Source organism: Eggerthella timonensis, from assembly GCF_900184265.1.
GTDB classification, from domain to species: Bacteria; Actinomycetota; Coriobacteriia; order Coriobacteriales; family Eggerthellaceae; genus Eggerthella; species Eggerthella timonensis.
In genome coordinates, this window is sequence record NZ_FXXA01000002.1 from 2,799,527 (window position 1) to 2,813,849 (window position 14,323).

The window sequence follows — 14,323 nt, forward strand, 5'->3', positions numbered from 1 at the left end:
GGGATTACTTGTTACCAGTATACTGAGACAACCCTCGCGCATCACCCTCAAATCTGCCGAATTAACCAAAACGATGGACGAATCCGACGATTTGCACCCTCTGCCCCCGGCAAATGGCCAACAAATCGGGGAACCTGTGAGTGAAACGCTCCCAACGCATCAAAACTTACGGACGACCATCAATTGAAAATAATTGTCCATAGCAACAAAACGGATGACATGTGAGTATATCTGCAGGAGGAAAACAACAAGTCATCGAAGAAAGGAGAACCGTCGTATGTCAGTGACAGAGAAACTGAACGGGTATGGTCCTCTGAACGGCGTCAAGGTCGTCGAGCTGTGCGAATGGGTGGCGGCGCCTGCGACGGTGCGCGTTCTGTCCGAAATGGGAGCCGAGATCATCAAGGTCGAGCCCCTGCACGGCGATGCACAGCGCACGCAGGGCCCCGGGTTCGGATGCGAGCAGACCGAGCGCGAGGATCCCACCATCGACCTGAACAACACGAACAAGAACTGGCTGTCACTCAACCTGAAGACCGAAGAGGGCTCCAAGGTCATGCACCAGCTGCTGGCCACCGCCGACGTGTTCGTGAACAACCTGCGCGACAAGGCGCTCGTGAAGCTGGGCCTGGACTACGCCTCGCTCAAGGAGAAGTACCCGACCCTCATCTGGGCGCAGATGCGCGGCTACGGCGAGTTCGGCCCCGAGCGCGACACCCCCGGCTTCGACGCGGTGTGCTGGGCGGCGCGCGGCGGCGTGGCGAACGTGTTCCGCGAGGACGGCCAGTCCCCCGCCATCCCGCCTCAGGCGTTCGGCGACTACAACGCGGCGTCCATCCTTTCCGGCGGCATCCTCGCCGCGCTGTTCAACCGCACCCGCACGGGCAAGGGCGACAAGGTCACCTGCAACCTGTACGGCGCGGCCATCTGGGGCGGCAACATCGGCGTCATGGCCACGCAGTTCGGCGCGCCCTACCCGAAGTCCCGCAAGCACGTGCCCAACCCCTTCAACAACACGTACCGCACCAAGGACGAGAAGTGGATGCTCATCTGCATGCCGCAGTACGACAAGTACTACAACATGATGATGGAGATCACCGGCAACGACGAGCACAAGGATCAGCCCGACACCTGCAACCTGCCCGCCCTCAAGGCGTCCGGCAAGCAGCCTGAGGTCATCGGCTGGCTCGAGGCGTCCTTCGCCACGAAGACGTTCGAGGAGTGGGACGAGATCCTGCGCGAGCACGAGGTGCCTCACCAGAAGTGCTTCCGCTACACCGACATCATCAAGGACGAAGAGGCCTACGACAACGACTCGCTGCGCTGGGTGGAGTACGAGGCGTTCGGCAAGAAGGCCATCCCCATGTCGCCGCTGCGCTTCGACGACTACGGCGATCCGCCGATCATCCTGTCGAAGCCGATCGGCTACCACACGGCCGAGTTCCTGCAGGGCCTGGGTTACAGCGACGCCGAGATCGCCGAGATGGAGGAGAAGGAAGCCATCAAGTGCTACCACGGCGAGGAAGTGCCGGACGTCATCTTCAAGTCCGAGCGCCAGATCGCCGGCGAGGCCCCCTGCAACTGGTAAGGCCCTTCCCTGCATCGATCGAAAGAGCCGCAGCAACGCGCTGCGGCTCTTTTTTTTGCGCCGTCGCCGAAGTCGGCACCGGGCGCCGTCCTGGGCGGAGCGGCGCGAGCATGATCGGGATCGAAGGGGGTCGAAGGTTCGGCGCCTCTCGAGCCCGACCCTGCACGAAAACGCGCCTCGATGGTGCGTCGGGAGACGGTTTCGCACGCCTGCGATTTCCGAGACCTGGGGAAACGCTCACGAAGCGCAAGCTGCGGGGCGTCAAAGCCTCGCCGGGAGCGCGCCGACGAAACACTGCGGCCCGTTCCGTGCGGAAACGTATCGAACCGGCGGCAGCCGACGCGCCTCAAACCATGACTGGCAACATCATGGACAAAAGCGCGAGTTTTCTCTAGATTTTCCGTGACAAACTGAGGGATGGAAATTAGACGGGCGCATCGTGCCTGATCATCGGCTTGACTTCTTCACTATCCTCGTAAAGGATAAAGAGAACTCCGCTTTTTGTCCACCCGACCCGTTCTCCGCTGGAAAACCAAGATCGACGCAGTCCCCTTCCCGGGATACGGAAGACGGGCCCTGCGCCTACGATGCGCCCTACCCGAGGCGCTTCAGCAGCTCGACCATGTCGGCGCCGAGCTGGCGGGCGAAGGCGAAGGCGGTGCGGTCGTCCTGGATGCGGCGCCAGCGGATGCGGCCCTCGTCGTCCAATCCGGCGAACTGGGACGCCGCCGTGCCGTTCGCCAGCACCGGGCCCGCAGGACGCGGATGCACGACGAGCATCTCGTGGGTGGCGAAGAAGCGGTCGAGCGCGCCGAGCGTCTCCTCGGCGCCGCAGTCGACGAGCCCCGACGTGGTCACCGCGCCGGCCACCTTGCCCTTGAGCGCGTTGGCCCTCATGTGCAAAGGGCGGGTGCGGTCGATGAACGTCTTCATGCGCGCCGTGACGTTCGCGAAGTAGTCGGGAGACCCGAGGACGATGCCGTCGGCGGCCTTCATCTTCCCCACGAGGCCGTCCATGTCGTCGGACAGCGCGCAGGCAGGCTTCGCCAGGCACGCGTTGCACCCGACGCAGTAGCCGATGTCGAGCCGCGCGAGCTCCACGAGCTCGGTCTCGGCCCCCGCGTCGCGCGCCGCGTCGAGCGCCGTCTGCAGCAGCGCCGCCGTCCCCTTGTCCGGCCGATGGCTTCCGTTGATGGCGAGTATCCGCATGTCTCATCCTCTCTCGTCGATCCGCGCCGAAACGCGACCGCCCCCGGCCGCAGAGCGGGCCGGGGGCGGCGATGGCGAGCGCGTGCGTGCGCGTGCGCCCTACAAGTTGTGGAACTGGTACTTCTCCGGGTTGTCCTTGACGTCCTGCTTGTTCTTCGGGTTCATCTTGCCGACGCCCATGCGGCCGTCGGTGGTGTTGGAGGCCAGCACCTGGTTGCGGTTCTCCATCTTCACGACGTTCTCGAAGCTCGTGCCGTCGAGGGAGGCCTGCAGGCACTCCTTCGTCAGGCGCAGGCCGAACGGGGCGGTGGCGTCGCACATCTGCTGGGCGAAGGCCACGGCCTCCTCCACCACGTCGTCGTCGGCAACCACCTTGTTGGCGAAGCCCCACTCCAGCAGCTTCTCGGCGCCGAAGCGGTTGGGGTTCATGAGGATCTCGCAGGCGCGGGCGTAGCCGACGATCTTGGGCAGGAAGAACGCGCCGCCCATGTCGGTGCCGGTATAGCCGATGGACAGGTAACCGGCGTTCATCTTGAAGCTCTCGCCCAGCACGCGCATGTCGCACGCGCAGGAGATGGACAGGCCGCCGCCCACGGCGTAGCCCTTGAGGGCGCCGATGATGGGCTGCTCGCAGCGGCGCATGTTGATGATCTGGTCGGAGCACATGCGCTGCATGATGTAGAAGTCGCGCTGGATGCGGCCCATATCCTCAGGCGGCTCGAGCGCCAGGTCGTTCAGGTTGAAGCCGGCGCAGAACGACTTGCCCTCGCCCGTCAGCACGATGACGCGGCAATCCTTGTCCATGCGCACCTTGATGAGGAAGTCGTTGAACTCGGCCATCTGGGCGTACGACATGGCGTTGAGGTTCGCGGCGTCGTTGAAGCTGCACACGTACACCGGACCGCGGCGGTCGATGATCAGCTTCTCGTAGTCGTAGTCGAACTCCGGCAGATGGTAATCCTCCTGATACACGCTCATTGGCACTACCCCTTTCCCTGTAGTCTTCATATCGTTCGTTGCGTCTTGTGCACGCGATACGGGCCGTGCTCATCGGCCCTTCTTCATGATCCACGGATGGGCGCGATTAATCTACGGACAATCGGTTGATACTGTCTAACTTGCGAAATCAGAGTTCATCATTTTTAGATATTTGTCCATCATTTCCTGGAAAAGACCCCTTGATACCTTCTTGACTCGTCTTCTGTAGGGAAAACTGCCTCCTTGAACAAAGACGGTGCCCATGCCCGAAAATCCGCTGTATGATCAGGTTTTTTGCTATCAATAGGTTCTGGCTATCAACACATAGGAACTTCCTATCGGTATACCCACAAATGTGCATCATCGACCATCATCGCAGGGTCTACAATGAGAGACACTGAGTGAGGCGCATGGGATTCCATGCACGATGCCCGACGTTCGCCGCATCGCGCGAGGGCGGGTCGGAGGGGACCCGTCGCAACGGGCAGGCAGATCGAGATTAAGCGGAACATCCGGCGGGGAAAGCCGGATGAGAGAAGCGAGCCGTCATCAAGAGAGGACTCAGGGGTGATGATTACCGATCTCAAAATCAATGCCGAGCGGAAGCGATTCTACTACGAGAAGGGGTACTGGACCGACAAGACCATCGGCGACGTGTGGGCCGATCGCGTCGCCTCCCATCCGGAGCGCACCTACGTTACCGACGACCAAGGGTCGTCGTACACGTACGGAGAGGTTGACGACCGCGCCGCGCGCCTGGCATCGTGGCTCATCGCGGAGGGAGTGCAGCCCGGAGACGTCGTGACGTTCCAAGTGCCCATCTGGGCCGAGTTCTGCATCGTGTACGTGGCCTGCCTCAAGTGCGGTGCCGTGATGCACCCCGTGCCGCCGAACTTCAACGACGAGGACCTCGTCTACAACATGAACAAGGTGGGGTCGCGCGCGTTCATCTGCCCGACCGAGTTCCATCGCTGCGACTTCGTCGCGCAGGCCTACGCCGTGAAGGACCGCATCCCCACGCTGACGTCCATCGCGTTCATCGACAAGCAGGCCCCTGCGCCCGACGGTGCGCCGTGCCTGAGCGGCATCTGCGCCTCGTTCGAGCCCGTGCGGGAGCGCGCCGCCGCGTCGTCCGACGACGTGGCGTGCATCCTGTCCACGTCGGGCACCACCGGCCGCCAGAAGGCGGTGCTGTTCACGCACAACAACATCCTGTTCTCCGAGCGCTCCTTCGTGAAGGGGCTCGGACGCACCGCCGATGACGTCATGTACATGCCCTCGCCGCTCAACCACGCGACGGGCTTCTACCACGGCCTCATCTCCCCCATGATCCTGGGCGGCCGCACGGTGCTGCAGGAGCACTTCGACGCTGCGAAAGCCTTCGAGCTGTGCAACCGCGAAGGCGTCACCTGGTCGATGGGCGCCACGCCGTTCATCTACGACATCCTCAAGTACCTCACGGCGGAGAACCTCGGCTCGTTCGACACGCTGCGCCTGTTCATCTGCGGAGGCGCCCCGGTGCCGGGATCGCTCGTGCAGTGCGCCTACGGCCACGGCATCCTGCTGTGCGAATGCTACGGCTCCACCGAGAGCTGCCCGCATGCGTTCGTGCCGCCCGAGCATTGCCTGGAGTGGGACGGAGCCTGGTCGGGCATCCCCTTCCCCGGCATCGAGGTGCGCGTGGTGGACGCGGATCATCGCGACGTCGCGCACGGAGCGCAGGGCGAGGAGATCTCGCGCGGGCCGCACCAGTTCGTCGGCTACCTGAACGACAAGGAGCGCACCGATCGCGCGCTCGACGACGACGGCTGGTTCTACAGCGGGGATCTGTGCTACATGGACGAAGAGGGCCGCATCCGCATCAACGGGCGCAAGAAGGAGATCATCATTCGCGGGGGCGAGAACATCTGCGCGAACGAGATCGACGAGAACCTCATGGAGTGCCCCGGCATCGGCGATCACGCCACCATCGGCATGCCCGACGAGCGCCTGGGCGAGCGCATCTGCACCTTCGCGGTGCCGACGGGCGACGAGCGCCCCGTCCTGGCCGACGTCACGGGTTTTTTGGCCGAGCGCCACGTGGCGAAGCGCCTATGGCCCGAGCGCATCGAATACATCGACGAGATACCGAAGACGGCCACCGGCAAGGTCAAGCGCCATCTGCTGGCAGCGGAGCTGGCCGAGCGCATGAAGTAGTCGCAAGCGAAGGATCGGGGGCTCCCCGATCCTTCGCTTTTCGCGACGCCTGCCTACAACGCGGCGCGCGCATCGCCGATTCATGGCGTTCGTGGTTCGTGGCAGGTTTTGCGAGAAATTCGTCGTCTCTCGGCTTCGCTCGGTGCAGCGCGCCTCCCTGCTCGCTTCCGACCTGGGACGACGAGAACGACTCAGCAGCCGAGCGCGCAACCGTGGCCGCATCCGGGCGAAACGCGACGAAAAACTCGCGAAATCTGCCGCGAGCGGCGGCGGCGAAACGTCCCGGCGGGGCCGCAACCCGCGCAGCGGGGCCGCAACGGGCCAGCCGAGCAGCGCGAGCGGCGCGCACGCGCTTTACCGAAGCCCCTGCTGCTCGAGGTACTCCAGCTGGGCGCGGATGTTGATGCGGGCAGCGGGGTCGAGGCGGGCGTCGACGTCCTGGTACACGGCCTCGATGATGCGCTCGACGTCCGAGCCGGCACCGGCCGCCGCCACGACGCGCACGCGCTCGAGGCGCTCGAGGCGATGGCGGCGCGCGCGATCGATGGCGGCGAGCGGGTCGTCGATGAGCGGGCCGTGGGCCGTCAGCAGCCGCGCGACGCCGTGCGCCTCCACCGCGGCGCGCAGGCGCTCGAGGCTGTCCAGGTACTCCGCGAGGCTGCCGTCGGGCCAGCAGATGAGCGTGGAGCTCTGCCGGAACAGCATGTCGCCCGTCACGATGGACGCGTCGGCGGGAACGAGGAAGCCCACGAGGTCGCTCGCATGCCCGGGAAGCGGGATCACCTCGAGGCGCGGCGCGCCCGGGCCGAGGTCGAGCGGCCCGTCGGGCAGCGTGCCGCCCTTGCGCGAGAGCACCGGCGCGCCCGCCAGCGCGGCGAAGCGCTCGGCGCCCTCCGCGTGGTCGGCATGGTCGTGGGTGAGGAGGACGGCCGCCACCTCGTACCCGTCCTCGGCGCAGGCGCGCAGAACGGCGCGCAGGTGAGGAGCGCTGTCGGGCCCGGGATCCACCACGACGCACGCCGGCGCGCCGGGATCGGCCAGCACCCAGGTGTTCGTGCCGAGGTAGGTGAGCGGAGACGGGTTGTCGGCGAGGATCGCGCGCGCACGCGCCGACACGCGGCCGCTTCCCCAGGCGGGCGCACCGGCCGCGACGGGCGCGCGGCGCGCTACGGCAGCCGGCACGAGAGCACCGCCTTCCCTCCGTCGCGCACGGCGGGCTCGAGCATCACGCGGCGCGCATGCTCCACGCCCGCCGCGAACGCTTCCACGCTGGGAGCGTGCGCGAGGTGGGCCAGGTTGTAGGCCGTGGGCGGCACGAGGCGAACCGCGCCGGCCGCGCCGCGCTCCAGCATGAGGCGCGGATCGACCCACCCCGCCCTATCGGCCTCGCTGGTGCGGCTGTCGGGCGCCTGCCCGGCGGGCGCGAGCGCGGCGAAGAAGTACGTGTCGTAGCGGCGCGGCTCGAACGCGGGCGTCAGCCAATGCGAGCGCAGGCCCAGAAGGTCGGTGCGCAGCGCGAGCCCGTGCCGGCCCAGCACGTCGGCGAACGAGGTCTCGTGGCTCACGAGCCGACGACGCTCCTCGGCCCATGCGGGCTCCGCGGCGTCCACGGCGCAGACGCCGCGCTCGTCGCCGGCCAGCAGCACGCCGCACTCCTCGAACACCTCGCGCGCGGCCGCCGTCACCACGCACCTCGCCACGTCGGCGCTCGTGCCCATGCGACGGCCCCACTCCTCCTCGTCCGGGCCGATCCACGAGCAAGGCGCATCGCCGTCGCGCGGATCCACGCCCCCGCCCGGGAACACGACGGCCTCCGGCACGAACGCCATCGTGGCCGCCCGGCGCAGCATGAACACCTCGCGCGTGCTGCGCACGAGCATGACGGTGGCCGCGAGCTTCGGCGCGACGGGAGCGGCCCCCGCAGCGCAAAAGTCCTCGTACGTGCGGGCCAGCTGCTCGCCCATCGGCACCTCGAGCGTCTCGCCCGACCTCCACGCGTTCATAGGCCACCTCCGTGCGCACCTATCATCCATCTCGGTTTGCCCCTCTTCGCGCACCGCGCAAGGGGGCAAACCTCATGGTATCACCGCTCGAGGGCGAGCGCGTCGGACAACAGCTCGGCGATGTCCCGTACCGGCGGCGCCTCGTCGCATGACGCGAGGCCGTCTTCGAGCATGGACAGGCAGAAGGGGCAAGCGGTGGCCACGGCATCGGCGCCGGTCGCGCGGGCCTGCTCGGCGCGCAAGGCGCTCATGCGCTGCCCCTCGCGCTCCTCGAGCCACATGCGCCCGCCGCCTGCGCCGCAGCAGAAGCTCTTCTCGCGCGTGCGCTCCATCTCCACCACCTGCGCGCCGCACGCGGCCACGACGGCGCGCGGCTCGTCGTACACGTCGGCGTAGCGCCCCAGGTAGCACGAGTCGTGGTACGTGACGCGCTCGAACGCCGCAGGCTCGCCCGTCGCCCCCGCGCCCGGCAGCCTCCCCTCGGACACGAGCCTCTCGAGCAGCTGCGCGTGGCGCACCACCTCGAACGAGCCGCCCAGCTGCGGGTAGTCGCGTTCGAGAACCTGGGCGCAGTGGGGACACTGCACGACGATCTTCTTCGCCCCGAAGCGCTGCAGCGTCTCGATGTTCTCGGTTGCCAGCTGGTAGTACAGAAACTCGTTGCCCATACGGCGCGCCGCATCGCCGCAGCACTTCTCCTGAGCTCCGATGACGGCGAAATCAACGCCCGCGCGCCTCAGCAGCGCCACGAGGGCGCTCGACACCTTGCGGTTGCGCGCGTCGTAGGCGCCCGCGCAGCCGGGCCAGTACACGTACTCCGCGTCCGGCCGGTCGGCCAGCGTGGGCACGTCGAGCCCCTCCGCCCACGCCAGGCGGCTTTGCCACCCCAGGCCCCACGGGTTGCCGTTCGTCTCGAGGTTGCGGAAGGCCGCCTTCGCCTCCGCGGGGAACGCGCTCTCCATCGACACCTGGTAGGTGCGCATGCCTACCACTTTCGGCACATGCTCGAGCAGCGCCGGGCACGCCTCCGTGCACGCGCCGCACGTGGTGCACGACCACAGCGCCTCGGGCGCGACCACGTCGCCCACGAGCGCCTTGTCGAGCACAGCCCGCTGCTGCTCGGTCGGCTCGAACGCAGCGCCTGCGGCCTCGGCCTTGCGCTCGAGGAGCACGAGCGGCCCACGCTCTTCGAGATGGGTTTCGAGCGATTGGATCAGGCTCATCGGCGACAGCGGCTTGCCGCTCGCATGCGCGGGGCATACAGCTTCGCAGCGCCCGCAGCGCACGCACGCCTCGGCATCGAGCAGGTCCTTCCACGTGAAGTCCTCCAGCTTGCCCGCGCCGAACTCCTCGAGCTCCTCGTCTTCGAGGTCGACGAACGGCAGCGTTCCCTTCGGCTCGAGCGGGCGGCAGTACACCGTGGCGGGGACGAGCAGCACGTGCACGAGCTTGGAGTACGCCCAGTACGCCAGAATGCCGAAGGCGATGGCCATGTGGAACCACCACAGCGCCTGGTGCGCGAGCGTCACCTGGGCGGCATCGAGGCCCGACAGCGCCTGCGCGAACAGGTTGCCGACGGGCGACCACGCGGCCCAGGGGTCGTTCGTCCCGACGATGCGCAGCCCCTCCACGACGAAGCCCGTGACGCCGATGACGAGCAGCCAGACGAGCACGACGATGTCGGCCGGCGACGTGCGGAGCGAGGGGTTGCGGCCCGCCGCGCGCCGCACGATGCACGCCGCCATCGCGATGCAGAACGCCAGGCCGGCGATGTCGGTGCCGAGCGCCAGCACATAGAGGTAGTAGTCCCCCTTCGCGATGTCCACTCCGAGGTCCACCTGCGCCGCGTAGCTCACGGTGGCCACCACCATGACGGCCATGCCCACGTACATCCCGAGATGCGCGATGCCGATGCCGCGCTCGCGCACCACGGTTGCCTGCAAAAGCGCGTCGAAGAACGCGCCCTTCAGGCGCTCGCGCGGACGGTCGGCGCGCTCGAGGGGGCGGCCGATCCTCCACAGCCGGTAGCGCCGCACGAAGAAGTACGCGGCCACGGCCAGCACCACCAGGAAGCAGGGGTACATGATCCACGACCCCTCGATGTTCCACAACGCCTCGCGCGCAGGCGTCGCCGCGTCCACGCTAGGACGCCTTGCTCGCGCGGAAGGCCTCGGTCAGCAGCGGCACCGCCTCGAACAGGTCGGCCACGATGCCGTAGTCGGCCACCTTGAAGATCTCGGCCTGCGGGTCGGTGTTCACAGCCACGATGCACTTCGACGCCGCTGCGCCGGCCATGTGCTGGATGGAGCCCGAGATGCCGCAGGCGATGTAGAGCGACGGGGCGACGGTCTTGCCCGTCTGCCCCACCTGGAACTGGATGTCGGTCCAGCCCTCGTCCACCGCGGGGCGCGAGGCCCCGACGGCGGCGCCCAGCACGTCGGCCAGCTCCTCGACGAGCGCGAAGCCCGCCGCGCCCTTCGTGCCGCGCCCGCCCGACACCACCGCGTCGGCCTCGGTCAGCTCCACGCGGCCCGACGCGCGGCGCACCACGTCGGCCACCGTCTGGCGCACGTCGCCGAAGCCGTCGACGTGCTGCATGAGCACCGGCGCCGTGCGGCCCTCGTCGGGCGCGGCCGGGTCGAACGCCTTCGGGCGCACGGTGACGACCATCGGGCGCGCGTCGGCGGCGAAGGCCACATCGGCGCGCACCTTGCCCGAGTACGGCTCGCGCGTGAACAGGAAGCCCTCCTGCGCGTCGGCCTCGACGGCCACCACGTCGGCGACGAAGCCGGTGTCCAGGCGCTGCGCGAGCACGGGGCCCACGTCGAGCCCGGTGGCGCCGTCGGCGAACAGCACCGCGTCGGGTCGCTGCTGCGCCGCGAGGGCCGCGAGGGCCGCCGCGTAGGCGTCGGTGGTGTACGGGGCCAGCGCCGGATCGTCCAGCGCGAGCACGGCGTCGGCGCCCGCCGCGCCGAGCGGGGCGCAATCGACGTCCCCCAGCCCGCTGCCCAGCACGACGGCGGCCACGTCCGTCCCCTCCGCGTCGGCCATGCGGCGCGCGAGTGCCAGCATCTCGAACGTCACGCGCGGAAACGACCCGTCCCGCGGCTCCGCGTATACCCAGATTCCTGCCATGGATGCTCTCCCTTCCCGTCCTACCAGACCTTGGCTTCGGTTCCCAGCAGCCCCACCGCGGTGGCGACCGCCTCGGCCGTCGTCTCGCCCTCCACGATGCGGCCGCCCTGGCGCGCGGCCTTGGCGCGGTAGCGCACCACGCGCGTGTGCGCCGCCTCGGGCGCCGCGGCGTCCTCTCTGCCGAGGTCGGCCAGCGTCCACACGGTGACGGGCTTCTTCTTCGACTGCATGATGGCGCGCACGTTGGGGTAGCGCGGCTCGGCCAGCCCCTGCTGCGCCGTGACGACGGCCGGCAGCGCCACGTCCACCACGGCCACGCCGTCGTCGATCTCGCGCGTGGCGCGCGCGGTGCCCGCCGCGGGGTCCGCCTCGAGCGCGGTGACCACCTGCACGCACGGCAGGCCCAGGAGCTCGGCCACGCGCGGCATGGTCTGCGCGCCCGCCGTGTCGGCCGACTTGCAGCCGCCCATGACCAGGTCGGCCGACACGCGCTCGAGCGCGGCGGCCAGCACGCGCGCCCGCGCCGCCGCGTCCGCCGCGTCGAGCGCGCGATCGTCGATCAGGTAGCCCGCGGCCGCGCCCATCGACAGCGCGTGGCGCACGGCCGGCATCGCCTCGTCGCCGCCGATGCACACGACGGCCACCTCGCCGCCGTGCTCCTCGACGAGCTGAACGGCGCGCTCGACGGCGAACTCGCTGTACGGGTCGATGACGAGCGTCTGCCCCTCGGTGAGCACCCGCCCTTCGGCGTCGACGCCCACCTCGGCCTCGGTGTCGACGGTTTGCTTGATGCACACTGCGATGTTCATGGCTGCGATCCTCCTCGCCCCCTGCGCGCCGCGCCCGGCGGCGCGCTCCTAGTATTCCTTCAGCACCGACTTCGCGATGAGCGAGCGCTGCACCTGGCTCGTGCCCTCCACGATGGTGAACGACTTCGCGTCGCGGTAGTAGCGCTCCACCGGGTAGTCCTTGCACAGGCCGTAGCCGCCGAAGATCTGCACGGCGGTCTCGGCAGCCTTCACCGCGGCCTCCGAGCAGTACACCTTCGCCACCGACGCCGTCTTCATCATCGTCTGGATGTCGCCCCCGAACGCCGTGGCCGCCTGGTCGAGCAGCAAACGCGACGCCTCGAGGGCTATCTCCATGTCGGCCAGCATGAAGCGGATGGCCTGCAGATCGGCGATGTGCTTGCCGAACTGGATGCGCTCCTTCGCATAGGCGGCCGCCGCCCCGAGCGACGCCGCCGTCACGCCGGTGGCCAGCGCCGCCACGGCCAGCCGGCCACGGTTGAGCGTATGGTGCGCGATGGCGAACCCGTCGCCCACCGCGCCCACCACGGACTCGGGACCCACGTGCATGTTCTCGAAGAACAGCTGCGAGGTCACCGAGCCGCGAAGCCCCATCTTGTCCTCCTTGCGGCCGATCACGAGGCCGGGCGTGTCGCGGTGCACGACGAAGCAGGAGGGCTTCGACTGCCCGTCCTCCACCACGCGCGCGAACACGGTGAACCAGTCGCCGACCGCGCCGTTCGTGATGAATATCTTGCTGCCGTTCACGGTGTAGCCCTCGCCGTCGGGAAGCGCCGTGGTGGCGATGGCCGAGATGTCGGAGCCGGCGTTCGGCTCGGTCAGCGCGAAGCAGATCTTCGCCTCGCCTGCCGCCAGCGCGGGCAAGATGGCGCGCTTCTGCTCGTCGCTCCCCGAGAACACGAGGGCGTCGGAGCCGATGGCCGATATGAGGATCATGAGCGCCACGGCCGGCGATTCGCGCGCGATGCGCTCGATCACCTGCACCCAGCAGTGCATGCTCACCTCCACGCCGCCGTGCTCCTCGCCGTAGGCAAGCGCGAACAGCCCTTGCTCCACGAACAGCTCGTAGACGTCGTGCGGGAACTCGTCCTCCTCGTCGATCTCGGCCGCGCGCTGCGCCACCACGTCGACGCACAGATCGTCCACCATCGAAAGGATCATGCGCTCTTCTTGCGTCAGTTCGTACATGGAACCCCTTCCCCGCGAAACGTGCCGCCGCGCCAGCGAATCCGACGGCAATTCATTTCCTTTTCCTATTGATTCCCCTTTAAATAATAGGCTGCGTCTATGGTTTGCCTACGGTCAAAACAGGGGCCCTGAGCATACTGACTGGTCAATCGAACATATTTGTTGGCCTTCGTTCCACCCATTCTTGCGAAATCAACGGAACCGAGCGCCTTGACATGGGCCCGAAGACAAAAACCGCACAGTCGAGCCAAACTAGCCGGTCAATCACTGCAAGCGGTGCACTATGATCTATAGAGGAAGAATCATGCACGAAAAGGAGCATCGCCATGACCGGAGCCGTACGGCAGATCATCGAAGTCCCCTGCACCGTCGACGCGCTCGAGCGCTCCGAGGTGCTTGCGCAGCTGGCTCCCGAGGCGGCGCGCGCCCTCGGCGTGGGCGCGGCCGACGAGGGCGCGCTCGAAGCCGACGCCGCCGCGCGCATCGATGCCGCCATCGCGGCGTGCCTGGCGGCCTACGATCCGCGCGGCGTGTACAAGCTGTTCAACCCCGCCATCTGCACGCTGCCGCCCGAATACTCCGAGCCGGCCATCAAGCTCGTGGGCACCATGATGATGTTCCACGGCCAAAGCGTGTACGAGCGCTTGCGCCGCGCGGCGCACTGCGCGCTCATGGCGGTGACCATCGGCGCCGACAACCCCGAAGCGCTGCCCGCCGACGCCGACGAGCTCGACCGAGCCCTGGCCGACGCCTGTGCGCGGGCGCTCGTGGAAAGCGCGGCCGACCGCGTGAACGCCGCCATCGTGGCCGCCGCCATGGACGACGGCCTCTACACCGACGACCGCCTGAGCCCCGGCATGGGCGACTTCCCGCTCGACACGCGCTCCCAGTTCGTGTTCTACACCCAGTCGGAGAAGCGCCTGGGGCTCAAGCTGGGCAAGGACGGCGTCTTCGAGCCACGCTACAGCACGGTGGGCGTCGTCGGCCTCTACGACCCCTCCCACAAGAACCGCAAGCGCGCCTGCGGCCGCTGCAAGTACCGCTCGTACTGCTCCATCCGCGCCATCGGCATGACCTGCCACGGCGCCAAGGGAACCTTCGCCAAGTAAGGCGGCCCCTCCCCCCTCTCTCGGATGTTTCACGTGAAACATCCGTTCGCCCATCGCATCGACCGTGCGCCTCGGATCCTGCCGGAACGCGGCGATGCGCAACGTCCG

Annotated in this window: 11 protein-coding genes; 3 read left to right on the top strand and 8 right to left on the bottom strand. The window is 67.9% G+C overall.

Annotated features, from left to right (window positions below):
- The first annotated feature begins 277 nt into the window (after positions 1 to 277).
- Positions 278 to 1,588, top strand: a complete 1,311-nt coding sequence (locus C1A15_RS11745; protein WP_101722744.1) for a CaiB/BaiF CoA transferase family protein — start codon at positions 278 to 280, stop codon at positions 1,586 to 1,588.
- Positions 1,589 to 2,182: 594 nt separating this feature from the next.
- Here C1A15_RS11745 and C1A15_RS11750 read toward each other — a convergent pair.
- Positions 2,183 to 2,797, bottom strand: coding sequence for a flavodoxin family protein (locus C1A15_RS11750; protein ID WP_101722745.1), 615 nt, complete (start codon positions 2,795 to 2,797; stop codon positions 2,183 to 2,185).
- A 99-nt stretch (positions 2,798 to 2,896) separates the two neighbouring features.
- Positions 2,897 to 3,775 carry an enoyl-CoA hydratase/isomerase family protein gene (locus C1A15_RS11755; protein ID WP_101722746.1) on the bottom strand — a complete coding sequence of 293 codons (879 nt, stop codon included), beginning with the start codon at positions 3,773 to 3,775 and terminating at the stop codon, positions 2,897 to 2,899.
- Between the two features lie 570 nt (positions 3,776 to 4,345).
- Here C1A15_RS11755 and fadK point away from each other — a divergent pair.
- Positions 4,346 to 5,971 carry a medium-chain fatty-acid--CoA ligase gene (fadK, locus tag C1A15_RS11760; RefSeq protein WP_101722747.1) on the top strand — a complete coding sequence of 542 codons (1,626 nt, stop codon included), beginning with the start codon at positions 4,346 to 4,348 and terminating at the stop codon, positions 5,969 to 5,971.
- Positions 5,972 to 6,325: 354 nt separating this feature from the next.
- Here fadK and C1A15_RS11765 read toward each other — a convergent pair whose 3' ends face one another.
- The 6 genes from C1A15_RS11765 to C1A15_RS11790 form a co-directional block, all read right to left on the bottom strand.
- On the bottom strand, positions 6,326 to 7,153 hold the full coding sequence (locus C1A15_RS11765) for an MBL fold metallo-hydrolase (protein ID WP_101722748.1): 828 nt from the start codon (positions 7,151 to 7,153) through the stop codon (positions 6,326 to 6,328).
- Complete coding sequence (locus tag C1A15_RS11770) at positions 7,138 to 7,974, bottom strand: NUDIX hydrolase (protein WP_101722749.1); 837 nt, start codon at positions 7,972 to 7,974, stop codon at positions 7,138 to 7,140. The genes C1A15_RS11765 and C1A15_RS11770 overlap by 16 nt, the downstream gene beginning before the upstream one ends.
- 80 nt (positions 7,975 to 8,054) lie before the next feature.
- The gene (locus C1A15_RS11775; RefSeq protein WP_101722750.1) at positions 8,055 to 10,115 is read right to left on the bottom strand and encodes a heterodisulfide reductase-related iron-sulfur binding cluster; all 2,061 of its coding nucleotides are present in this window, start codon (positions 10,113 to 10,115) and stop codon (positions 8,055 to 8,057) included.
- A 1-nt stretch (position 10,116) separates the two neighbouring features.
- On the bottom strand, positions 10,117 to 11,109 hold the full coding sequence (locus C1A15_RS11780; protein ID WP_101722751.1) for an electron transfer flavoprotein subunit alpha/FixB family protein: 993 nt from the start codon (positions 11,107 to 11,109) through the stop codon (positions 10,117 to 10,119).
- A 20-nt stretch (positions 11,110 to 11,129) separates the two neighbouring features.
- Positions 11,130 to 11,918, bottom strand: a complete 789-nt coding sequence (locus C1A15_RS11785; protein WP_101722752.1) for an electron transfer flavoprotein subunit beta/FixA family protein — start codon at positions 11,916 to 11,918, stop codon at positions 11,130 to 11,132.
- A gap of 48 nt (positions 11,919 to 11,966) precedes the next feature.
- Positions 11,967 to 13,106: an acyl-CoA dehydrogenase family protein gene (locus tag C1A15_RS11790; RefSeq protein WP_101722753.1), complete on the bottom strand. Its 1,140-nt coding sequence runs from the start codon at positions 13,104 to 13,106 to the stop codon at positions 11,967 to 11,969.
- A gap of 326 nt (positions 13,107 to 13,432) precedes the next feature.
- On the opposite strand from C1A15_RS11790, the gene C1A15_RS11795 reads away from it, so the two are divergent.
- On the top strand, positions 13,433 to 14,215 hold the full coding sequence (locus tag C1A15_RS11795; protein WP_101722754.1) for a phage tail protein: 783 nt from the start codon (positions 13,433 to 13,435) through the stop codon (positions 14,213 to 14,215).
- Positions 14,216 to 14,323 lie beyond the last annotated feature (108 nt).